Source organism: Pseudomonas sp. P8_241 (assembly GCF_034008315.1).
In the GTDB taxonomy this organism is placed as follows: domain Bacteria; phylum Pseudomonadota; class Gammaproteobacteria; order Pseudomonadales; family Pseudomonadaceae; genus Aquipseudomonas.
This window is the reverse complement of sequence record NZ_CP125377.1, coordinates 5817795-5839604: the sequence shown is the minus strand read 5'-3', so window position 1 is coordinate 5839604 and position 21810 is coordinate 5817795. Positions and strand designations below refer to the sequence as shown.

Here is a 21810-nt window from a genome sequence, read left to right as displayed (position 1 = left end):
GTCCGAATGCGGCCCGAGCTTTCGGCAGCTCCTACGCAGGATCGCGTTTCAATCTGCAGGAACTGCCGAAGGCTGCGATTTCTTGATCTTACTCGGCAGGCAACGCCAATTTTTGCCCAGCCATCAACAGTGTCAACCGACTCAAGCTCATCCACGGCGAACCAGCCGCCTGGCCTTTGATCTGCGCATCAATGCGTTGCGCTTCCAGCAACAACTGCGCCCAGCGTTGCGCCGAGTAGCGTTGCAGGGCTTTACTCATCAACGGTTTGCGTTTGTCCCAGACAGGCGGCTTGGCCTGGCTGAAGGCTTTGTCCAGCGGCGTGCCCTGACTGTATTGCAGCGAAATGTTGGCCAGCAGGCGCAGTTCGCGGGCCAGGGCCCAGAGAATCACGGGTGGCTCGACGCCCTCACCGCGCAACCCTTCGAGCATTCGCAAGGCATGGGCCGCTTCGCCATTGAGGATCGCATCGGTCAAACCGAACACGTCGAAGCGAGCACTGTCGGCCACGGCCGCCTGCACTGTTTCAACGGTGATCTGGCCACCCTCGGCCATCAGTTTGAGCTTCTCGATTTCCTGGGCTGCGGCCAACAGATTACCTTCGACCCGCGCGGCAATCAGCTCAACGGCATCCTGGTTAGCAGAAAGCCCGGCCTGGGACAGGCGCTGGCGGATCCAGCTCGGCAACTGGCTGACATCCACCGGCCAGATCTGCACGAACTGGGTTTGCTGGCCTTCAACCAGGGCCTTGCCCCACTTGGTCTTCTGCGCGCTGCCATCGAGCTTGGGCAGGCTGATCAACAACAGTGTGTCTTCGGCCGGTCGCGAGCAATACTCAATGAGCGCGGCTGCACCTTTGTCACCGGGTTTGCCGGAAGGCAGACGCAATTCCAACAGGCGCTTTTCGGCGAACAGCGACATGCTGGCGCCAGCCTGCAGCAATGTACCCCAGTCGAAACTGGCATCGGCGGCAAACACCTGGCGTTCATCAAAACCCTGCTGGCGGGCGGTCAAGCGAATGGCATCCGCGGCCTCCTGGCACAGCAACGGATCATCGCCGCTGATGATGTAGACAGGCGCGAGGGCACCTTGCAGGTGTTTGGCGAGTTGGGCGGGGGCGAGTTTCATAAGAGAGGGCGAACGGGGCGCTTGAGCGCCCCGTAAGTCTTACTGCTTCGGCAGTTGGATTGGCGACTGACGCGGCGTTTGCGCTTCAGCTTTTTGCGCCGCTTCCAGTGCCGCAGCATCAGCCCTGGCTTTGGCTTCGGCGGTCTGTTGCAGCTGATCCAGTTGCGCTGGGCTCAGCTGCGACAGGCGCAGCATCATGCGTTGAACCAGCTCACGACGGGTTTCCGTCTTGGCGGTTGTGGCTTCCTGGTCCGAGCCCGCCAGATTGTTGCCGTCGTGAAGGAAGATTTTTTGTACTTCAAGCTTGTCACTTAACAGCGGCAGGTTGCCCTGGCCACGGATGTCGTAGTTGAGTACGGTCGTCACCTGGTATTCACCCGTACGGCCGGCACCGGCGTAGCTGAGGATGCGCTGACTTTCCTGCTCGTCAGTCAGCACAAGCTTGTAGGGTGCGCCGGTGTAAACCTTGACGCCGCTGCTGGTCAGCATCTGACGCAGTTGCGTCACGGTTTCGCCGTAAGCGTTGCGGGCGCTCAGATCAAGTTCCTTGATCGCCAGTTCGTTGGTGCCGGTACCACGCAGCTGGAAACCGCAGGCGCTCAGCAGAACCGCAAGGCCCATTACCAGCAAATTGCGTTTGATCATCTTGTTGTTCCCCTTGAAACCATGTGGGCCGATCGAGCGGCCCGAAAGGTTTTACTCGGCGCCAGGCTGACCTGGCGCCTGCTCCAATTAGCTGGCGACGATATTGACCAGTTTCCCGGGCACTACGATCACTTTACGAATGGTCAGGCCGTCGACAAAGCGCAGAACGTTCTCGTTGGCGCGGGCGGCGGCTTCGACTTCTTCGCGGCTGGCGCTGGCCGGCATTTCGATGTGACCGCGCAGTTTGCCGTTGACCTGAATCACCAGCTGCAAGCTGTCTTGCACCAAGGCCGTTTCGTCCAGCACCGGCCAGCCAGCGTCGATCACCGGTTCGGCGTGGCCCAGTTGATTCCAAAGTTCATGACTGATGTGCGGCGTGATCGGAGCCAGCAGCAGCGTCACGGTTTCCAGGCCTTCGTGAATCAGTGCACGATCCTGTTCGGTGCCTTGCGCGGCTTTTTCCAGCACGTTCATCAGTGTCATCACCTGGGCGATGGCGGTGTTGAATTTGTGGTTCTGGCCGACGTCCTGGCTGGCCTGCTTGATGGCCAGGTGGATCGAGCGGCGTACAGCCTTCTGTTCATCGTTCAGGCTGGCAACGTCGAGTTTGCCCGGCAGACCCTGCGTGACGTGCGCCTGAGCCAGACGCCAGACGCGCTTGAGGAAACGGTGTGAGCCTTCAACGCCGGAGTCGGACCATTCTGCGCTCATGTCTGGTGGCGAAGCGAACATCATAAACAGACGGCAGGTGTCTGCGCCGAACTGGTCGATCATCGACTGTGGGTCGACGCCGTTGTTCTTCGACTTGGCCATCTTCTCGGTGCCGCCGATTTCTACCGGCAAGCCGTCAGATTTCAACTTGGCGCTGATCACCTTGGCTTTGCTGTCACGCTCAAGTTCGACGTCCGCCGGATTGAACCAGGTGTAAGCCCCGTTGGCTTCGCGACGATAGTAAGTCTCGGCGATCACCATGCCTTGGGTCAGCAGGTTCTTGAACGGTTCGTTGGAACTCACCAGGCCTTCGTCGCGCATCAGCTTGTGGAAGAAGCGCGCGTACAGCAGGTGAAGAATCGCGTGTTCGATTCCGCCGATGTACTGATCCACCGGCAACCAGTGGTCGGCCGCCGATTTTTCGACCAGGCCACCTTCAAAGTGCGGCGAGGCGTAACGGGCGTAGTACCACGAGGACTCGACGAAGGTGTCCATGGTGTCGGTTTCACGCTTGGCAGGCGCGCCGCATTTAGGGCAGCTGCACTCGTAGAACTCGGGCATGCGCGCCAGTGGCGAACCGGCACCATCGGGTACGACGTCTTCCGGCAGCACCACAGGCAGTTGATCTTCCGGCACTGGCACATCACCGCAAGTGTTGCAGTGGATGATCGGGATCGGGCAGCCCCAGTAGCGCTGACGGCTGATACCCCAGTCGCGAAGGCGGAACTGGGTGCGCGAGGCGCCCAGTTCTTTCTTGATCAGCGCAACTTCGATGGCATCGAAGGCCCCTACGAAGTCGAGGCCGTCGAACTCACCGGAATTGATCAGCGTGCCGTGCTCGCCGTAGGCGTCTTGCCATGGTGCGGGGTTGGTGTCACCGGAGCTGGTGCGCACAACCGATTTGACCGGCAGGTTGTACTTGTGTGCGAATTCGAAGTCGCGTTCGTCGTGGGCGGGAACCGCCATGACTGCGCCGTCGCCGTAGTGCATCAGCACGTAGTTGGCGACCCACACCGGGAGTTTTTCACCGGTCAACGGGTGCTCGACGAACAGGCCGGTCGGCAGGCCTTTTTTCTCCTGGGTGGCGACGTCGGCTTCGGCCACGCTACCGCCTTTGCATTCAGCGATGAACGCTTGCAGTTCAGGATTGTTCTGTGCGGCCAGGGTGGCCAGGTGGTGCTCGGCGGCCACGGCAACGTAGGTTGCGCCCATCAAAGTGTCTGGACGGGTGGTGAAGACTTTCAGCGCGCCGGATTCGCCGATGGAGTCGACGTTGTACGGAAATTGCACTTCCATGCCGCGAGATTTGCCGATCCAGTTGCGCTGCATGGTCTTGACCTGTTCAGGCCAGCCAGTCAGCTCGTCGAGGCTCTCCAGCAACTCATCCGCGTACGCGGTGATCTTGAAGTAGTACATCGGGATTTCGCGTTTTTCGATCAGCGCACCGGAGCGCCAGCCGCGACCGTCGATCACCTGTTCGTTGGCCAGGACGGTCTGGTCGACCGGGTCCCAGTTCACGGTGCCGCTTTTTTTGTAAATCACGCCTTTTTCGAACAGGCGGGTGAACAGCCACTGTTCCCAGCGGTAGTAATCGGGTTTGCAGGTGGTCACTTCGCGCGACCAGTCCACCGCCAGACCCAGGCTGCGCAGCTGGGTTTTCATGTAGGCGATGTTTTCGTAGGTCCACTTGGCAGGCGCTACGTTGTTCTTCATTGCGGCGTTTTCCGCAGGCATGCCGAAGGCGTCCCAACCCATGGGTTGCAGAACGTTCTTGCCGAGCATGCGCTGGTAGCGGGAGATCACGTCGCCAATGGTGTAGTTGCGCACATGCCCCATGTGTAGCTTGCCGCTGGGGTAAGGGAACATCGACAGGCAGTAGAAGGTCTCCTTGCCTGGCTGTTCACTGACTTCAAAGGACTTTTGCTCATCCCAGAAAGACTGGGCGGCGGCTTCGATTTCACGGGGCTGATATTGTTCGTGCATGGCTACTTTTGAACTGAATAGGGGTGGCCTAATCCTCTTCAATGCAACGCTGGACAGTGATCACGCCCTATTGGCGTTTTCGATGTCCAGCCGAGCTGGAAGTGGAGTTACAGGAAGCGCCGTAGCATACATGACCGCGCTCTACCGAGGGAAACCCTGATTGCTGCCGCGCGTCTCGTAAAACCGCTGCGAGGGCCGTTGGTCGCGGCACTCAGCCGGTTTGTTGATGGAAGCTAAGCTCTAACTGGGGAGTAGGTCTTATCTTCCAATGAGGTGAGGGATGGTTGAGTCACGGCAAAAAGCATCAAAACCGGAGCTGTACGAAAGACTGATCGATCGTCTGGGGCTGGCCCTGGAAGCGGCAAAAACCGCAGGTCGGCTGCGCGACGAACGCCCTCTGGAACTGGAACTGCGTGGCTTGAGCCCCGCAGAGTTTGCTTTGGTCAAGGCGTATCTGGATCGCAGTGAACGTGAGACACATGGATGCTTGTCAGAAGCAGTGAAGCAACTTGATGCACCACGTTCGGCCAAGATCATCTGGCTAAAGGACAAGGTTCCCGGCAGAGACGCGGTAAAGGTCCGGTCTTTGCAATACAAGTAGTCACAAAACCATGCTCCAGGATTTTTTGAAGCATAGTCCTTCCATATTTATTGTCGCATTGTGCCAACCCACTTAGGCTTCGGGCATCTCAAGGAGATGCTCGATGCCTTTTCGTTATTTCATGAAACAACTACTGTTGCCGCCCGGCATTCTCTTGCTGCTGCTTTTGCTCGCCTGGTGGTTGCGCCGCTCAAGGCCGCGGCTGGCCGGTGTGTGCTTTGCTCTGGGCTTGGGCGGGCTTTGGCTGATGAGTCTGCCCGTGGCGGTGGAATGGAGTGCCAGGCTGCTTGAAACCGAACCCCCGCTCAGACGCGACGAATGGGCAACTTTGGGGCAGCGCGCCGACGCTATCGTGGTATTGGGCTCGGGGCGTGAACGGGGTGACCTGGCCTGGGGCGCCGATCAGCCCACAGGCATTGGTCTGGAGCGCCAACGCTATGCGGCGCGGCTAGCCAAGGCGTCCGGGTTGCCGGTGTTGACCAGCGGCGGACTGCATTACGGTTCGCCACCGAGCGAAGCGCAGTTGATGGCTGATTCTCTGCGTGACGATTTTGGTGTGACGGTGCGCTGGCAGGAGGGCGAGAGCCGTACCACCTGGGAAAACGCGCAACTCACGGCGCAAGTGTTGTTGCCCCAAGGGATCAAGCGCGTGGTGGTCGTGACGCAGGCTGCACACATGCCTCGTTCTGTCTGGAGCTTTCGCAAGGCAGGATTTGAAGTGATACCCGCGCCCGTTGGGTTTTTGGGCGGGGACAATGCTCGACCGTTGGGAGGCTGGATGCCGGAGTTCAAGTCGATCTGGCAGAGCGGGCAGTTGATGAATGAAGCGGTCGGGCAGGTTGGGTACTCGTTGTTCTATCGCTGAAGAGCAAAAGATCGCAGCCTGCGGCAGCTCCTGCATTGGGATTGCGTACACCCTGTAGGAGCTGTCGAGTGAAATGAGGCTGCGATTTTTTCACCGTCGCCTCAAGTCTTCAGACAGTCTTGGCCATCCGGCTCGCCATTAGCGCCCAGCCAAACAACAACACGCAAACAATGATCAACGGCCAAGAACGCCATTGAAGATAAGGTGTGAGGCCGTGCATCGGTACCACTTCGCCATACAGGATTGCGCGTTCGAACTGCGGAATCTGCTCGGTGATCTGGCCAAAGGGGTTGATCAGGCCGGTTACGCCATTGTTGGTGGCGCGAATCATCCAGCGGCCGGCTTCAAGGCCACGCATCTGTGCCATCTGCAAGTGTTGCAGTGGGCCGATGGACGTGCCGAACCAGGTGTCATTGCTGATGGTCAGCAGCAAATCACTGCGGGCGGCCAGGCTGGCGGCGAACTCCGGGTACACCACTTCGTAGCAGATGAACGGCGCAATCTGATAGCCCTTGGCTTGCAGTAGCGGCTGGTCGGCCGGGCCGCGGGCAAAGTCCGACATTGGCAGGTCAAAGAAGGCGATCAGCCCGCGCAGTACGTCCTGCAGCGGCACATATTCGCCAAACGGCACCAGTTTCTGTTTGAGGTAAGTACCGTCGCCCTCACCGGCAACGGTGATGCCATTGAAGAAGCGCTTTTCCTGATGAACGATTTGCCGGATCGGCACGCCGGTAATCAGCGCCGAATCTCGCTCGGCAGCGAATTTTCCCATCATGTCCAGATAGCCCTGGGCAGATTCCTTAAGCACCGGAACCGCCGTTTCTGGCCAGATCAGCAAGTCGACACGCTTGGAACTCAAGCTCATGTCACGGTACAGCGCGAGCTGTGCATTGAGCTGCGCCGGATCCCACTTCATGCTCTGTTCGATATTGCCCTGGATTGCCGCGACACTCAGTGGCGCGCCTGAAGGGCTGGTCCAGGCGTGATGCTTGAGCGCCATGCCGGCCACCCATGGTCCGGTCAACAGAACCACGCCCGCAGCAATGAAGCCTTTACGGCCCGTACGAACCAGCCGCAAGCCGTTGTAGATCAGCGCGGCCGTTAGAGCCAGGGTGAAGGAAATCAGCCACATCCCGCCGACAGGCGCGAGCCCGGTTAGCGGGCCATCGAGCTGACTGTAGCCGGAGTAAAGCCATGGGAAGCCGGTCAGGAACCAGCCGCGGAACGCTTCCTGGCCTACCCACAACGCCGCGAAAGCCAGCGAATCGGCTAGCGGCGCCTCATTGCGGCGCAGCCAGCGCGCCCAGAGCCAGGCGGGCAGGGCGAAGAACCAGGCAATCGCCGCGGTGAAGATCAGCATCAGGAAGCCGGCCAGCAGCACCGAAGCACCACCGAAGTGGTGGATGCTGTAGTAGATCCAGCTGGTGCCGGCGCCGAACAGGCCGAAGCCGAAACACCAGCCGCGTCCCAGCGCTTGGCGCGGGCTCAGTTCACGTAGACCGGCGTAGAACAGGCCGACTGCCAGTAATGCCAATGGCCAGATATCGAACGGCGCCAGCGCCAGGGTGGTGATTGCACCGGCCGCCACGGCCAGCAGGTTACCGGGCCAGCCGGGGCGGGTTGTCCAGCGCATTTCAATCCTTAGCGAGCAATAGGCGTCAGGCGAAGCAAGTGAATCCGACGACTGTCGGCATTGAGGATGCGGAAGCGGTAGGGGCCAATTTCCGTGATTTCGTTGCGCTTGGGCAGATGCCCGAATGCGCTCATCACCAGGCCGCCGACGGTGTCGAATTCGTCGTCGGAGAATTCGCTGTCGAAGAACTCGTTGAAGTTCTCGATCGGCGTCAGGGCCTTGATCAGGAAGTCACCGCTGGGTAGTGGCTTGATGTAGCTGTCTTCTTCGACGTCGTGTTCATCTTCGATGTCGCCGACGATCTGTTCCAGCACGTCTTCGATGGTCACCAGGCCTGCCACACCGCCGTATTCGTCGATGACGATGGCCATGTGATTGTGGTTGGCGCGGAATTCGCGCAGCAACACATTAAGGCGCTTGGATTCGGGTACAAAAGTGGCCGGCCGCAGCAGGTCCTTGATGTTGAAGCTATCGCCGTTCTCCTTGAGGATCAACGGCAGCAAGTCCTTGGCGAGCAACACGCCCATCACGTCATCATGGCTTTCGCCGATGACCGGGTAGCGCGAGTGCGCCGAGTCGACCACGGCAGGCAGGAATTCGCGGGGTGTCTGGGTCGCCTTGATGCTGACCATTTGCGAGCGCGGGACCATGATGTCGCGAACTTGCAGGTCGGCTACCTGGATGGCACCTTCGACGATGGCCAGCGCTTCGCTGTCCAGCAGTTTGTTCTGATGTGCATCGCGCAGCAGCTCCAGCAGCTCCTGGCGGTTTTTCGGCTCGTGGGCAAAAGCCTGGGTGAGCTTGCCCAGCCATGACTTCTGCCCGTTGCTCGATCGATCTTCGCTCATAGCGATTACTCTGAATCCTTTGTTGTTTTGGTAGGGGGTACGTCAGTTTCGTCATCCGCGTACGGATCGGGAAAGCCCAGTTCAGCAAGCAACGTTCGTTCCAGTGCTTCCATTTCTTCGGCTTCCTCGTCCTCTATATGGTCGTAACCAAGTAGATGCAAGCAGCCGTGAATCACCAGATGCGCCCAATGGGCGTTGAGTGCCTTGCCTTGTTCGGCAGCTTCGCGCTCGACCACGGCGACGCAGATCACCAAATCGCCCAGCAACGGGATGTCGAGAAACTCGTCCGGTACATCGGCCGGAAACGATAGGACGTTGGTGGCGTAATCCTTCTGCCGCCAGGTGTGGTTCAGCTCGCGACCTTCAGCCTCGTCGACCAGACGAATGGTCATTTCCGAGTCGGCAGTGCGCTGGCGCAGGGCCAGTTCGCACCATTGGCGGAACTCGGCCTCGCCAGGGGCAGCGGCGTCGGTGGCGATTTGCAGATCAAGCTCAAGCATCGCGGCGGCTATCCTTGGCGGCTGCATCATCGGCCGCTTTGGTTTCGAAGCGCTCGTAGGCTTCGACAATGCGCTGCACCAATGGATGGCGCACAACGTCCTTGGGCTGGAAATGGGTGAAGGTGATACCTGGTACGTCCTTGAGCACTTCGATCACATGGTGCAAGCCGGATTTCGTGCCGCGTGGGAGGTCAACCTGGGTGATGTCGCCGGTGATGACCGCTGTTGAGCCGAAACCGATCCGGGTCAGGAACATCTTCATCTGCTCGACCGTGGTGTTCTGGCTCTCATCGAGAATGATGAAGCTGTTGTTCAGCGTACGGCCGCGCATGTACGCCAGTGGCGCAACTTCAATCACTTGACGCTCGATCAGCTTGGCGACGTATTCGAAACCCAGCATTTCGTAGAGCGCGTCATAGAGCGGGCGCAGATAAGGGTCGATTTTCTGCGACAGGTCGCCGGGCAGGAAACCGAGTTTTTCACCCGCTTCGACCGCCGGGCGAACCAGCAGGATGCGGCGAATCTGTTCGCGTTCCAGCGCGTCCACCGCGCAGGCAACCGCCAGATAAGTCTTGCCGGTACCGGCCGGGCCGATGCCGAAATTGATATCGTTACCGAGAATTTCCTTCACATAGCGCAGCTGATTCAAGCCGCGTGGGCGAATCATGCCTTTTTTGGTACGCAGGGCGACGGAGGCTTCGGCGGGCGAGTGGTTGTCCAGCTCTTCGACGGCAGATTCCTGCAGGAACAGGTGAACCATGTCCGGCGACAACTCGGTACCCTTGGTTTCCCGGTACAGGCGGCGCAGGAGGTTTTCCGCGGAGGTGGTGTGTTTGGGTTCGCCGATCAGTTCGAACTGGTTTCCGCGGTTGCGGATCTCGATGGTCAGGCGCTGTTCGATCAAGCGCAGGTGCTCGTCGAATTGCCCGCACAGATTGGCGAAGCGGCGAGCTTCAAAGGGCTCGAGGATGAAACGATGTGGTTCGATGGGTGCGTTCAAGGTCGTATTTAGCCGCCCTGGGGCAATTGAGATGAATCAAGGATAGCGCCAGTGGCGCGGGTGCGAAAGCTCTTAAATGGATCAATCCATTCTCAAGAACAATGCAGTTCACTGTGGGAGCTGGCTTGCCAGCGATGGCGATGTAACTGGCGACATCTTTGTCGGGCTTGCTGGCCCTATCGCTGGCAAGCCAGCTCCCACAGGGATCGGTGTTATTGGAGCAACGAACCGCGCAGCGAGTGCGGCTGCGCGGCATCGATATGTACATCGGCGAACTGGCCGATCAAGTTCGGATTATCGCAGCGGAAGTTGACGATCCGGTTGTTCTCGGTCCGGCCCTGGAGTTCGCCAGGGTCTTTCTTCGAATAATCTGTAACCAGAATTCGCTGAATCGAACCGACCATTTGTCGGCTGATTTCGAAACCTTGTTGGTTCAGGCGATGCTGCAGTGCGTTGAGGCGTTCTTTTTTCAGCGCTTCCGGCGTCTCGTCGGCAAGGTCTGCGGCCGGTGTGCCCGGACGCTGGCTGTAGACGAACGAGTAGGAAAAGTCGAACCCGACGTCCTGAATCAACTTCATTGTTTGTTCGAAATCTTTCTCGGTCTCGCCGGGGAAGCCGACGATGAAGTCCGAGCTGATGCAAATGCCCGGCACGGCAGCCCGCAGTTTGCGCAGTTTGGATTTGTATTCCAGTGCGGTGTGGTTGCGCTTCATCGCTGCGAGGATGCGGTCCGAGCCCGATTGCACCGGCAAATGCAGGTGTTTGACCAGTTCCGGCACGTCGGCGTGGGCCTGGATCAGGCTGTCCGAGAATTCCAGCGGGTGCGAGGTGGTGTAGCGGATGCGGTCGATGCCGTCGATGGCTGCAACCACGCGGATCAGCTCGGCGAGGTCGGCCAGGCGACCTTCATGAGTGGTTCCACGGTAGCCGTTGACGTTCTGCCCCAGCAAGGTGACTTCGCGAACGCCGTTTTCGGCCAGGTGGATGATCTCGGCGATCACGTCGTCGAATGGCCGGCTGACCTCCTCCCCGCGGGTGTAAGGCACTACGCAGAACGTGCAGTACTTGCTGCAACCCTCCATGACCGAGACATAAGCACTCGGGCCGTCGACACGGGGCTCGGGCAAGTGATCGAATTTTTCGATTTCCGGGAACGAGACGTCGACTTGCGGCAGTTTGCTGCTGCGCGCGGCGTCGATCATTTCCGGCAGGCGGTGCAGGGTCTGCGGGCCGAAGACCACATCGACGTAAGGGGCGCGATCGCGAATTGCGGCACCTTCCTGACTGGCTACGCAACCGCCGACGGCGATCACCATGTCAGGGTTGGCCAGTTTCAGCTCGCGCCAGCGACCGAGCTGGGAATAGACGCGATCTTGCGCGCGTTCGCGAATCGAGCAGGTGTTGAGCAGGATCACGTCGGCGTCTTCAGCGCGGGCGGTGACTTCCAGGGCCTGATGTTCGCCCAGCAGATCGACCATGCGCGAGCTGTCGTACTCGTTCATCTGGCAACCGTGGGTTTCGATGTAAAGCTTCTTGGCCATGGAAAGATTCATCACGTGATTCAAAGAACCGCCCATTATAGGGAACATGTTGCGCGGTTCCTACCGCTGTGCGTCCGGTGGCTATGCTATAGTTTGCGCCCTCATTTTTATCCCCGACGTGTTACTCGCCCACCATGACCAAACGTGAAGCTCCAATCTATAAGGTGATTTTCCTCAACCAGGGCCAGGTGTTCGAAATGTACGCCAAGCAGATCTATCAAAGTGATCTGTGGGGCTTTCTGGAAGTGGAAGAGTTCGTCTTTGGCGAGCGCACGCAAGTGGTCGTCGATCCGAGCGAGGAGAAGCTCAAGGCTCAGTTCGAAGGCGTAGTGCGTAGTTTTGTGCCGATGCATTCGATTGTGCGCATCGACGAAGTCGAGCGTCTGGGCACACCGAAAATCAGCGAAGCCCGGGGCGCGGTCGGCAATGTGATGCCGTTTCCGATGCCGATGCCTGAGAAGTAAGGCAAGGGACCGGGTCGCCCCTATCGCTGGCAAGCCAGCTCCCACAGGGAATTGTGGCGATCACGATAGGGTGAGCGCCCGAGATCAACTGTAGGAGCTGGCTTGTCGGGTCGCCGCATCGCAGCGAAGGCGACAGCCGGCTCGGCGCTAAAATCAGGGAAGAGGCGAAAAAGGCGTGCGCCCATCAGCGCTCTGCAATTCCATCAAATATTTACGGAATATTTGTCCCAGCACCTGAGTGGCTATCTCGAGTTCTTCGCGGGGCATCTTTTCAGTGACTTCGTCGGCAGTATCCAATGCTTCTTCGGCGCCATTGACCGCCGCCATCTTCAACAGAATGTATGCCTGGATGTTATTGGCCGGTACGCCTTCGCCATGGAAAAACATGCTGCCGAGCTTGAATTGCGCCTGTGCATGGCCTTGCAGTGAGGCCTTTTCGAAATAGCTCAAGGCTTGATTGAGGTCGCGCGGCGTATTTTTACCTTCGTAATAGAACTCACCCAACTCGTATTGCGCCTGGGCATCCCCTTCATTCGACGCTTTCTGGCAGGCGGCGAGTGCCTGTGCCAGGTCTTGCGGCTGAGTATTGAGGGTGCAGCGACCCATCGCTGGGATTAACAACGAGTTGCCGCCTGCTTGTGCGAGCGCGAGCAGGGGCTGAAGGAGCAACAGGCAGCCCAGTGAAAGGGCGCGGCCGGTGCGGTTCATGGGAATCGACTTACCTCTGAAGGGCGCGCGGACCCATCGAGGGATCCAATAAGCGCGCATTATGAAATAAGCAGGACCAACCTTACAAAGTCTTTACTCGTTTTTCTGCTACGCGGGAATTATTTCCCCGCTATGCGAGAGATTATTAGCAGATGAGCAGAAGAATGTGCAGGAATGTCGGTGAAAGCTGACGCTGGCAGCGGCCAGCGTCAGCGATGCAGTCTTATTTCAATGCTGCGAACGCGCGTTCAGCCGCGTCCAGGGTCAGTTTCAATTCGGCTTCGCCGTGGGCAATCGAGGTGAAACCGGCTTCGAATGCGCTGGGTGCCAGGTACACGCCACCTTCCAGCATCAGATGGAAGAACCGTCCGAACAGCGCTGCGTCACTGGCCATCACGTCATCGAAGGTGACGATGTCGTCTGCGCCGCTGAAATACAGGCCGAACATGCCACCGGCCTGGGTGGTCACGAACGGAATGCCGGCCGCATCGGCACGCTGTTGCAGGCCGTCGAGCAGGCGGGTCGTGTAGTCGCTCAGTTCCGCGTGGAAGCCCGGGCGGCTGATCAGGCGCAGAGTGGTAAGGCCCGCGGCCATCGCCAGCGGGTTACCCGACAACGTACCGGCCTGGTAGACCGGGCCGAGCGGGGCGATGCGCGACATGATTTCGCGCTTGCCGCCGAAGCAGCCGACCGGCATGCCTCCACCGATGATCTTGCCAAAGGTGGTCAGGTCCGGCGTTACGCCGTAGTGAGCCTGGGCACCGCCGAGGGCGACACGGAAACCGGTCATCACTTCGTCAAAAATCAGCACAACGCCGTGCTTGTCGCACAGGGTGCGCAGGCCTTCGAGGAACCCCGGCGCCGGCGGTACGCAGTTCATGTTGCCAGCCACTGGCTCGACGATGATGCAGGCCACCTCCTGTCCTGCTTCGGCAAGCATGGCTTCGACGGCGTCGATGTCGTTGAACGGTAGGGTCAGGGTGTGTTTGGCAAACGCCGCCGGTACACCGGCGGAACTCGGCACGCCCTGAGTCAGTGCGCCAGAGCCTGCCTTGACCAGCAAGCTGTCGGAGTGGCCGTGGTAGCAGCCTTCGAATTTGATGATGCTGTCGCGACCGGTGAAACCACGGGCCAGACGGATTGCGCTCATGGTCGCTTCAGTGCCGGAGCTGACCATACGCACCATTTCCATCGACGGCACGAGCGAGCAAACCAGATCGGCCATCTGGGTTTCCATCTCGGTCGGGGCGCCGTAGGACAGGCCGTGCTCCAGTTGCTTGCGCACGGCGTCCAGCACGTCCGGATGACTGTGGCCGAGGATCATTGGGCCCCAGGAGCCGACGTAATCGACATAACGCTTGTCGTCCTCGTCGGTCACGTAGGCGCCTTCGGCATGCTTGAAGAACAACGGGGTGCCGCCGACACTCTTGAATGCGCGGACTGGCGAGTTCACGCCCCCGGGAATGTGTTTCTGGGCGTTGGCAAACAGGGTTTCGGAACGAGACATGATCGGGCTCTCAAATCAGATATTTAAGCGAATTAAATAGAAAGCAATTGGTTGAAGGCGCGAGCTCGGCGGGTCACTTCAGCCGTGCTCTCGGCGCCAAAAAGACCCTGCACCACTGCCAACAGGTCGACACCATGCTCCACCAGCGGGGCGGCGTTCTCCAGGGTGATGCCGCCAATCGCGCAGATCGGCAGGTGCAATTGCTTGCGGGCGTGGTCCAGCAGTTCGAGGCTGCAGGTCGGCGCGCCGGGTTTGGTGTTCGAATTGAAGAAACGGCCGAAGGCGACATAGCTGGCGCCTTCCCTGGCAGCCTGTTCAGCCAGCTCGAGTTGCGCGTGGCAGGTCGATCCGATGATGGCCCTGGAGCCGAGCAATGCCCGGGCCGGGGTCAGCGGACCGTCGGTCTGGCCCAGGTGTACGCCAACGTTCAGGCGTGCCGCCAACTCGGCGTCATCGTTGATGATCAGCCGGGTTTTGTAGCGTTCGCACAGATCGCGCAGGGCCTCGGCCTCACGCAGGCGGCGGGCCTCGTCATTGCTCTTGTCGCGGTATTGCAGCAGGGCGACGCCGCCTTCCAGTGCCGCCTCCACGTACGAAAGAAATTTACCGGCCAGTAGCTGACTGTCGGTAATGGCGTACAGCCCACGTAGTTTCATCGGACAAGCCTCACCGCATGTAGGAATTACGAACAGAAATCCAGTGGCAAGCGACGCGGCACGAACTGGCCTTTGCCCAACTGCTCGGCATCGCGCAGTGTGCGCCACGTGTAGTTAAGCGCGGTCTGCACGGCACTGGCGAGGTTTTCGCCTTGGGCCAGACGACCGGCCAAGGCGCTGGCCAAGGTGCAACCGGAACCGTGATAACTGCCCGGCAGACGCTGACAGGTAAAGGTCTGGCGCAAGCCGTCACGGCTGTACAGGCGGTTGTGGATTTCGGTTTCATCGCCATGACCGCCGGTGATCAGCAGGTGTTTGACGAACGGCAGGAGTTTTTCAGCGCACTCGTCGGCGGTGCCCTCAGGCAGTTCGGCGAGGATGCGGGCTTCAGGAAGGTTAGGTGTCGCAATGATCGACAGGGGCAGCAGGCGCTCACGCATGGCGTAACCGACTTCGTCCTTGCCCAGGCGTCCGCCGCCGCCGGCGCGCAGCACCGGGTCGCAGACCACCGGCAAATGCGGGTGCGCTGAAAGCAGTTCGACGACGGTGTCGACCATTTCCAGGGAGCCCAGCATGCCCAGTTTAACCGCCGCGACTTCGGAATCGTTAAGCACGGCGTTGGCCTGAGCCATTACCCACTCACGGTCGAGGACGCGGAAGTCAGTGACATTGACGGTGTCTTGCACGGTCAGGGCGGTGACGGCCGGAGCCGCATGGCAACCCTGAGCGAGCAGGGCTTCGATATCTGCCTGCAAGCCGGCGCCACCACTTGGGTCGTGGCCGGAGAGACAGAGGACAACGGGGCGAGAGCTGTAGATATTCATGGTGCGCGAGCTTACCACCAAACCTGTTTTTCGGGTGTTGTGGCAGTGTGTTTGGTCGATACATTGTGGCGAGCGGGCCAGCTCCCGTTGGGCAGCGAAGCGGCCCTGGCTTTTTTTCTGCTATACCGCGTTGCCGGACTTTACGACGGCTTCGCAGCCGAGCGGGAGCAAGCTCCCTCGCCACAGTGTTGCTCGATTTACCGTAAGTGTCGCTGTAACGCCCGTCCTAGAGCCTTTTCTTTAAATGTTTCAATGGTGTTTAATGGCCATCAACGGCTATGCTAGAGTGGATCCAAACCAATAACAGGTAATACCGGTTTTACGTCTGCTCAAAAGGAAATGGGGGGCTTCTGACAGGACCGGACAGGCCACGCTGGGGCTTAAATGCGCTATTTGCTAATGTTGCTGTTGTGTTTGCCCCTTTTGGCAAACGCCGTCGAGTTCGACGAGTTCACTCAGAGCCTTCCCTTGGGCCGAACCCTGCAAGTGTTTGAAGACGCGGCAGGTCAGGCGACCATCGCGGATATCCGTGCGCAAGCGGCGGCGGGCAATTTCAAACCCCACAATAAAGACACGCTCAATGCCGGGTATTCACGTTCGGTGTACTGGCTAAAAATCGACCTGCATTATCGTCCGTCCAACCCGGTGGCACAGCGCAGCTGGTTGCTGGAACTGGCTTACCCGCCTCTCGATCATCTCGATCTGTATTTGCCGGATGCCGCCGGCAACTATCAATTGGCGCGGCAGACCGGCGATGCCTTGCCGTTCGACAGTCGTGAGATTCGCCAGAACAATTATCTGTTCGACCTGACGTTCAAACCCGATCAGGCGCAAACCGTTTATCTGCGTCTGCAAAGCCAAGGCTCGATTCAGGCACCGGTGACCTTATGGTCGAGTACAGCGTTTCTCGAAGAACAGCCCGTGCGCCTCTACGTGTTGGGTTTGATCTACGGCGTGCTGCTGGGGATGCTGGTCTACAACCTGTTCATCTATCTCAGCGTACGTGACACCAGTTACCTTTATTACATTTTCTACATCGCTTCGTTCGGCTTGTATCAGCTCTCGGTTAATGGGGCGGCGGTGCAGTATTTCTGGCCGGACAACCCGTGGTGGGCTAACGCCGCGACGCCGTTTTTCATCGGGTGCGCAGGGCTGTTCGGCAGTCAGTTCGCCCGCAGCTTTTTGCAGATGTCCACGCACAGCCGCTGGGTCGACCGCTTGTTGTTGGCGCTGGTGGCGTTCAGTGCGCTCGTGGTCGGCCTGTCGCTGATGGCCAGCTACGCCCTGGCGCTACGCCTGGCGACGGCGTTGGCGTTGACGTTCACCGTGGCGATTTTTGCCGCCGGTATATTTGCCTGGCTGCGCGGTTTGCGGGTGGCGCGGTACTTCATCATCGCCTGGTCGGCGTTTTTGCTGGGCGGCATCGTCAATACGCTGATGGTGCTGGGATACCTGCCAAACGTGTTCCTGACCATGTACTCCAGCCAGATCGGATCGGCGATTGAAGTGGCGTTGTTGTCCCTGGCCCTGGCCGACCGCATCAACGCCATGCGCGAGCAACAGGCGCAAACCCTGTTCGATGCCAGTCAAAAACTCGAAGTGCTGAACCAGCAACTGGCGCACAGTAACCAGCTCAAGGATGAATTCCTCGCCACCCTGACCCATGAATTGCGTACGCCCATGAACGGGGTGATCGGCTCACTGGAGCTGATGCAGACTGTCCAGATGGACCCGGAACTGGAGCAGTATCAGCAAACGGCTTCAGTCTCGGCGCGGGACATGATGCGCATGGTCAACGGCATACTGACCCTGACCGAATTGCAGGCTGGCAAGCTCAAGGCCTCGGCGAGCACCTTCAGTCTGCGCGCAATGGTCGAGGCATTGCGCATGCAGTTCGAAGGCAATGCGTTGGCCAAGTCGCTGGATTTCAAGGTCGATGTGGCCACGGGGGTGCCGGATCGTATGCAGGGCGACAGCGTCAAGATCGCGCAATGCCTGGAATGCCTGCTGGACAACGCCATCAAGTTCACCCGCATCGGCGGCCTGGCCCTGCGTGTGACCGGCAAGACCATCGAGCCCGACCGTCTTGCGCTGACCTTTGCAGTGATCGACACGGGCATCGGCTTCACTGATCTGGGGGAAGCGACGATGTACCAGCGGTTCTTCCAGCTTGATGGTTCGATGACCCGTGAATACGGCGGTTTGGGGGTTGGCCTGGCGATTTGCCGACAGTTGGTGGAGTTGCTGGGAGGGCGCCTGACTCACCGTTCCGAGCCCGGACGCGGCAGCCGATTCCAGCTCGACGTCGTGGTAGAACAACCCATGGCGGAACGGCCGGCGATGCCCTCGATGCCCAGGGTTTTTCCACCGTTGCGTCTGCCCCAGGATTGCACGGTGCTGCTGGTGGACGACAACAGCATCAGCCAACTGGTGATGCGCGGCATGTTGCTCAAGCTTGGCTTTCGTGTGCGAACGGCTGACAACGACGCCATGGCGCTCGAACAATTGCAGCAGGAAATCTTCGACGCAGTGCTGATCGATTATCGGTCGCCGCGTCGGGAAGAGGTGTCGTTCTGCTGCCAGATTCGCGCCTTGGCGGGTTACGCCGAGGTTCCGCTGTTCATGATCGCCCTCGGTATTGACCGGGAGCACTGCCCGACCGGCGCAATGATCGATTACCTCAGCAAACCGGTGAAGTTCGAAGACTTGCAGGCAATACTCTATCGTCGAGTGCTCTGTTCTCAGCAGGGCGAAAGCGCCGACAATTAGGCGGATATGACACTTTGTTCGGTCAAGAGGCGGTGCTTAACTGAACTCCCTTGGCCGACCAAAGGAGCCCTGTCATGAACTTGCATCAGTTCGCCGAAACCCACGAAGTCACCAACCAGCCGCCATCACTGGACGGCGCCAATCTGTACCGTATCGACTTGCCGTTGCAGGAATGGTCGCGGCGGTTCGGTGCCGGTTGGGCGCAATCGCGGATCGAGGCCTACGGCGCACTGGCGGGTGGGCCGCTGATGGAAGCAGGGTTCCTGGCCAATCAGAACAAACCGGTTTTCAGCAGCCATGACCGTTATGGTCATCGCATCGACTTGGTGGAGTTTCATCCGGCCTATCACGAACTGATGCGCACGGCCGTCGAGCACGGCTTGACCTCATTGCCCTGGGCGCACCCGCAGGACGGCGCCCATGTCGCTCGCGCATCCATGACGTATCTGCACAGCCAGGCCGAAGCCGGCAGTGGCTGCCCGCTGACCATGACCTTCGCCAGCGTCCCGGCGTTGCGCCTGCAAGCGGACTTGGCGAAACAGTGGTTGCCCAAAGTCCTCGCCACCGAATATGACCCGCGCAATGTTGGCATGGCCCACAAGGCTGGCGTAACCATCGGCATGGCGATGACCGAGAAGCAGGGCGGTACCGATGTTCGCGCCAACACCACCAAGGCCTATCCGGTCGGCGCCAGCGGTCCTGGCCAGGCCTACGAACTGGTTGGCCACAAGTGGTTCTGTTCGGCGCCGATGTGCGATGCGTTCCTGACCCTGGCACAGACGGACAAGGGGCTGACCTGCTTCCTGCTGCCGCGCCATCGTCCCGACGACGCGCGCAATCAGTTCTACATCCAGCGGTTGAAAAACAAACTCGGCAATTGCTCCAACGCCTCCAGCGAAGTGGAGTTCCGTGGCGCGCTGGCGTGGATGGTCGGTGAAGAAGGGCGCGGCGTCCCGACGATCATCGAGATGGTTGCCATGACGCGCTTTGATTGCATGGTCGGTTCCAGTTCGCTGATGCGCCAGGCGCTGACGCAGGCCAGCCATCACTGCGCCCATCGTTCGGTGGGTGGCAAGTTGCTCAGCGAACAACCCTTGATGCAGAACGTGCTGGCGGATCTGGCGCTGGAAAGCGAAGCGGCGCTGGCGTTGAGCCTGCGCATGGGCAAGGCGCTGGATCATCTGGACGACAGCCAGGAAGCCAGGTTTGCGCGACTGGTCACGGCCGTAGGCAAGTACTGGATCTGCAAGCGCGCCCCCGCGATGATCAACGAAGCCGCCGAATGCATGGGCGGCGCGGGTTATGTCGAAGACAGCATCCTGCCGCGTCTGTATCGCGAGGCCCCGGTGAATTCGACGTGGGAAGGTTCCGGCAACGTGCAGTGCCTTGACGTGCTGCGTGCGCTATCCAAAGAGCCCGGCGTTCTCGATGCGCTGTTCAGCGAATTGGGCGATGGTCATGGCGATAAACGGCTGGCGGCGCACATCCATCAATTGCAGGCGGCGTTCAAAGACACCGGTGACATTCAGTACCGGGCGCGACAACTGACCGAAGACATTGCGCTGGGGTTGCAGGCCAAGCTGTTGCTGGAGGCGGGGAATGCGGTGGTGAGTGATGCGTTTATTGCCAGTCGACTTGGTTCGAACGGTCGGGTTTACGGCGCCTTGCCACGTGGCCTGGATGTGGAAGCCATCGTCGCTCGGTCCACCCCGCAAGGATTCTGAACACTGTAAAAACCTGTGGGAGCCAGCCTGCTGGCGATAACGGTGCCACAGCCAGCAGACAGGGTGAATGTAATTGCGCTATCGCCAACAGGCTGGCTCCCACAGGGGTTTTGCATTCACCGCAATTCTTCTGCATTGCCAATACGCCACTGTTCCCGTGAAGCGATGATGCAGGCAAGATGAAGGTCTGCAAGTCAGAACACAGGATGCTGATCGTGACCGAAGCTTTTATTGTCGTTCAAACCGCCGAGCAAGCCGTGGACCGGCTTGCACTCTTGCACAATCGTGCAACCACCGCGCTGAATCAGGCGCTCAAGCGTTACCTCAAGGATCGTGTCGAGCCCGATGCCGAACAGCGCTCGATGTTCCGCTATCCCGAATTGCGTCTGACCTACCATTGCCAGGGCGAAGTCCCGCAAACCACCCGCGCCTACGCCAAAGTCCAGTTACCGGGCACATACAGCGTCACCGTCACCCATCCCGCCGCATTCCGTAAATACCTGTTGGAGCAACTCGTGCCGCTGATGCACGACTTCACGGTGACCGTCGAAGTCGGTGTCAGTCAGCAGAACATTCCATATCCGTACGTGGTCGAGCAGGGCGATGAGCTGGCCGGCTCCGGCGTGACCGCCGCCGTCCTGGCGCGGGTGTTTCCAAGCACCGACCTGTCGGCGGCGACCGACGGTATTGCCGATGGTTTGTACGATTGGGAAAACACCGATCCGCTACCCCTGGCGCTATTTGACGCCGCTCGTGTGGACTTCTCCCTGCGTCGGCTGGTGCATTACACCGGCAGCGACTGGCGTCATGTGCAGCCGTGGATCCTGCTGACCAACTATCACCGTTACGTCGACCAGTTCATCGTCCATGGCCTGGAACAATTGCGCAGCGATCCGCGTTTTGTGCGCATGGTCTTACCGGGCAATGTGATCATCGAAAAGAGCATGGATCACGGCGAAGCATCGGCGATTGCCGCGGGCGTGGTCTGGCATCGCTACCAGATGCCGGCGTATCACCTGATCGCCAGTGATGGCCACGGCGTGACCCTGGTCAACATCGGCGTCGGCCCGTCCAACGCCAAGAACATCACCGATCACCTGGCCGTGCTGCGCCCGCATTGCTGGCTAATGATCGGCCACTGCGGTGGCTTGCGTCAGTCGCAGACCATTGGCGACTACGTGCTGGCGCACGCTTACATGCGCCGTGACGGGATTCTCGACCGGGTCGTGCCGCCGAACATTCCGATTCCGGCCCTGGCCGAAGTACAGATGGCGCTTCAGCAGGCGGCAGCCAATGTCACCGGGGAGAAGGGCGATGAGCTGAAGAAACGCCTGCGCACTGGCACCGTGCTGACCTACGACGACCGCAACTGGGAGCTGCGCTGGGCCCAGGAACGTCCGCTGATCAACTTGTCCCGCGCCGTGGCGGTGGACATGGAAAGTGGCACCATTGCGGCTCAGGGTTATCGCCTGCGGGTGCCGTACGGCACGTTGCTGTGCGTGTCGGACAAGCCGTTGCACAGCGAGATCAAGCTGCCGGGCTCGGCCAACGCGTTCTATGAGCGTGCGGTCAGCCAGCACCTGAAAATCGGTATCGCCGCCGTGGATCTGCTGCGCACCGAGCTTAACTCGTTGCACTCGCGCAAACTGCGCAGCTTCGACGAGCCGCCGTTCCGCTGATTCGCGATGGTCATTTAGCGGTCGGG

At 59.7% G+C, this 21810-nt stretch carries 18 protein-coding genes; 6 read left to right on the top strand and 12 right to left on the bottom strand.

From position 1 onward, the window contains the following. Nucleotides 1-88 precede the first annotated feature (88 nt). From holA to leuS, 3 genes are all read right to left on the bottom strand, one after another. Nucleotides 89-1126, bottom strand: a complete 1038-nt coding sequence (gene holA / locus QMK58_RS26210; RefSeq protein ID WP_053162695.1) for a DNA polymerase III subunit delta — start codon at nucleotides 1124-1126, stop codon at nucleotides 89-91. 39 nt (nucleotides 1127-1165) lie between these two features. Further along, a complete protein-coding gene (gene lptE, locus QMK58_RS26205; RefSeq protein WP_053162693.1) occupies nucleotides 1166-1771 on the bottom strand; it encodes an LPS assembly lipoprotein LptE in 606 nt (201 codons plus the stop codon). 87 nt (nucleotides 1772-1858) lie between these two features. Next, nucleotides 1859-4465 (bottom strand): leucine--tRNA ligase, encoded by a 2607-nt coding sequence (gene leuS, locus QMK58_RS26200; protein ID WP_053162691.1) that lies wholly within the window; start codon nucleotides 4463-4465, stop codon nucleotides 1859-1861. A 280-nt stretch (nucleotides 4466-4745) separates the two neighbouring features. Here leuS and QMK58_RS26195 point away from each other — a divergent pair, with 280 nt between their 5' ends. Further along, nucleotides 4746-5066, top strand: coding sequence for a hypothetical protein (locus QMK58_RS26195; protein ID WP_053162689.1), 321 nt, complete (start codon nucleotides 4746-4748; stop codon nucleotides 5064-5066). Nucleotides 5067-5169: 103 nt separating this feature from the next. Continuing rightward, on the top strand, nucleotides 5170-5931 hold the full coding sequence (locus QMK58_RS26190; protein ID WP_320395621.1) for a YdcF family protein: 762 nt from the start codon (nucleotides 5170-5172) through the stop codon (nucleotides 5929-5931). Between the two features lie 109 nt (nucleotides 5932-6040). On the opposite strand, the gene lnt is transcribed toward QMK58_RS26190, so the two are convergent. The 5 genes from lnt to miaB all read right to left on the bottom strand — a co-directional run bounded on the left by lnt (nucleotide 6041) and on the right by miaB (nucleotide 11453). Continuing rightward, nucleotides 6041-7564, bottom strand: a complete 1524-nt coding sequence (lnt, locus tag QMK58_RS26185; protein ID WP_320395620.1) for an apolipoprotein N-acyltransferase — start codon at nucleotides 7562-7564, stop codon at nucleotides 6041-6043. A gap of 8 nt (nucleotides 7565-7572) precedes the next feature. Further along, entirely contained in the window at nucleotides 7573-8412 is an 840-nt protein-coding gene (locus tag QMK58_RS26180; RefSeq protein ID WP_027924283.1) for an HlyC/CorC family transporter, read from the bottom strand. Nucleotides 8413-8417: 5 nt separating this feature from the next. Beyond that, nucleotides 8418-8912, bottom strand: coding sequence for an rRNA maturation RNase YbeY (ybeY, locus tag QMK58_RS26175; RefSeq protein WP_053162684.1), 495 nt, complete (start codon nucleotides 8910-8912; stop codon nucleotides 8418-8420). Beyond that, nucleotides 8905-9912, bottom strand: a complete 1008-nt coding sequence (locus QMK58_RS26170) for a PhoH family protein (protein WP_053162682.1) — start codon at nucleotides 9910-9912, stop codon at nucleotides 8905-8907. The genes ybeY and QMK58_RS26170 overlap by 8 nt, the downstream gene beginning before the upstream one ends. Nucleotides 9913-10124: 212 nt before the next feature. Further along, nucleotides 10125-11453: a tRNA (N6-isopentenyl adenosine(37)-C2)-methylthiotransferase MiaB gene (miaB, locus tag QMK58_RS26165; protein ID WP_053162857.1), complete on the bottom strand. Its 1329-nt coding sequence runs from the start codon at nucleotides 11451-11453 to the stop codon at nucleotides 10125-10127. 134 nt (nucleotides 11454-11587) lie between these two features. Here miaB and QMK58_RS26160 point away from each other — a divergent pair, with 134 nt between their 5' ends. Beyond that, nucleotides 11588-11917, top strand: coding sequence for a DUF1820 family protein (locus QMK58_RS26160; RefSeq protein ID WP_003185742.1), 330 nt, complete (start codon nucleotides 11588-11590; stop codon nucleotides 11915-11917). Between the two features lie 153 nt (nucleotides 11918-12070). Here the strand turns inward: QMK58_RS26160 and QMK58_RS26155 are convergent, their stop codons facing one another. The 4 genes from QMK58_RS26155 to QMK58_RS26140 all read right to left on the bottom strand — a co-directional run bounded on the left by QMK58_RS26155 (nucleotide 12071) and on the right by QMK58_RS26140 (nucleotide 15612). Then, complete coding sequence (locus QMK58_RS26155) at nucleotides 12071-12625, bottom strand: tetratricopeptide repeat protein (protein ID WP_053162680.1); 555 nt, start codon at nucleotides 12623-12625, stop codon at nucleotides 12071-12073. A 223-nt stretch (nucleotides 12626-12848) separates the two neighbouring features. Beyond that, nucleotides 12849-14132 carry a glutamate-1-semialdehyde 2,1-aminomutase gene (hemL, locus tag QMK58_RS26150; RefSeq protein ID WP_320395619.1) on the bottom strand — a complete coding sequence of 428 codons (1284 nt, stop codon included), beginning with the start codon at nucleotides 14130-14132 and terminating at the stop codon, nucleotides 12849-12851. A gap of 32 nt (nucleotides 14133-14164) precedes the next feature. Further along, nucleotides 14165-14788 (bottom strand): thiamine phosphate synthase, encoded by a 624-nt coding sequence (gene thiE / locus QMK58_RS26145; RefSeq protein WP_053162677.1) that lies wholly within the window; start codon nucleotides 14786-14788, stop codon nucleotides 14165-14167. Between the two features lie 26 nt (nucleotides 14789-14814). Then, a complete protein-coding gene (locus tag QMK58_RS26140; RefSeq protein ID WP_053162676.1) occupies nucleotides 14815-15612 on the bottom strand; it encodes a hydroxymethylpyrimidine/phosphomethylpyrimidine kinase in 798 nt (265 codons plus the stop codon). 384 nt (nucleotides 15613-15996) lie between these two features. Between QMK58_RS26140 and QMK58_RS26135 the strand changes: the two genes are divergently transcribed. The 3 genes from QMK58_RS26135 (at nucleotide 15997) to amn (ending at nucleotide 21784) form a co-directional block, all read left to right on the top strand. Next, nucleotides 15997-18381, top strand: coding sequence for a 7TM diverse intracellular signaling domain-containing protein (locus QMK58_RS26135; protein WP_320395618.1), 2385 nt, complete (start codon nucleotides 15997-15999; stop codon nucleotides 18379-18381). Between the two features lie 74 nt (nucleotides 18382-18455). Then, on the top strand, nucleotides 18456-20105 hold the full coding sequence (locus QMK58_RS26130) for an acyl-CoA dehydrogenase family protein (RefSeq protein ID WP_053162672.1): 1650 nt from the start codon (nucleotides 18456-18458) through the stop codon (nucleotides 20103-20105). A 179-nt stretch (nucleotides 20106-20284) separates the two neighbouring features. After that, nucleotides 20285-21784, top strand: a complete 1500-nt coding sequence (gene amn, locus QMK58_RS26125; RefSeq protein WP_172681859.1) for an AMP nucleosidase — start codon at nucleotides 20285-20287, stop codon at nucleotides 21782-21784. Nucleotides 21785-21810 lie beyond the last annotated feature (26 nt).

Coding starts and splice junctions, on each gene's coding strand:
- QMK58_RS26155 (WP_053162680.1), bottom strand. CDS start 12,625: ATGAACCGCACCGGCCGCGCCCTTTCACTGGGCTGCCTGTTGCTCCTT.
- QMK58_RS26160 (WP_003185742.1), top strand. CDS start 11,588: ATGACCAAACGTGAAGCTCCAATCTATAAGGTGATTTTCCTCAACCAG.
- QMK58_RS26135 (WP_320395618.1), top strand. CDS start 15,997: ATGCGCTATTTGCTAATGTTGCTGTTGTGTTTGCCCCTTTTGGCAAAC.
- lptE (WP_053162693.1), bottom strand. CDS start 1,771: ATGATCAAACGCAATTTGCTGGTAATGGGCCTTGCGGTTCTGCTGAGC.
- thiE (WP_053162677.1), bottom strand. CDS start 14,788: ATGAAACTACGTGGGCTGTACGCCATTACCGACAGTCAGCTACTGGCC.
- hemL (WP_320395619.1), bottom strand. CDS start 14,132: ATGTCTCGTTCCGAAACCCTGTTTGCCAACGCCCAGAAACACATTCCC.
- QMK58_RS26190 (WP_320395621.1), top strand. CDS start 5,170: ATGCCTTTTCGTTATTTCATGAAACAACTACTGTTGCCGCCCGGCATT.
- miaB (WP_053162857.1), bottom strand. CDS start 11,453: ATGGCCAAGAAGCTTTACATCGAAACCCACGGTTGCCAGATGAACGAG.
- leuS (WP_053162691.1), bottom strand. CDS start 4,465: ATGCACGAACAATATCAGCCCCGTGAAATCGAAGCCGCCGCCCAGTCT.
- lnt (WP_320395620.1), bottom strand. CDS start 7,564: ATGCGCTGGACAACCCGCCCCGGCTGGCCCGGTAACCTGCTGGCCGTG.
- ybeY (WP_053162684.1), bottom strand. CDS start 8,912: ATGCTTGAGCTTGATCTGCAAATCGCCACCGACGCCGCTGCCCCTGGC.
- amn (WP_172681859.1), top strand. CDS start 20,285: ATGAAGGTCTGCAAGTCAGAACACAGGATGCTGATCGTGACCGAAGCT.
- QMK58_RS26140 (WP_053162676.1), bottom strand. CDS start 15,612: ATGAATATCTACAGCTCTCGCCCCGTTGTCCTCTGTCTCTCCGGCCAC.
- QMK58_RS26130 (WP_053162672.1), top strand. CDS start 18,456: ATGAACTTGCATCAGTTCGCCGAAACCCACGAAGTCACCAACCAGCCG.
- holA (WP_053162695.1), bottom strand. CDS start 1,126: ATGAAACTCGCCCCCGCCCAACTCGCCAAACACCTGCAAGGTGCCCTC.
- QMK58_RS26180 (WP_027924283.1), bottom strand. CDS start 8,412: ATGAGCGAAGATCGATCGAGCAACGGGCAGAAGTCATGGCTGGGCAAG.
- QMK58_RS26195 (WP_053162689.1), top strand. CDS start 4,746: ATGGTTGAGTCACGGCAAAAAGCATCAAAACCGGAGCTGTACGAAAGA.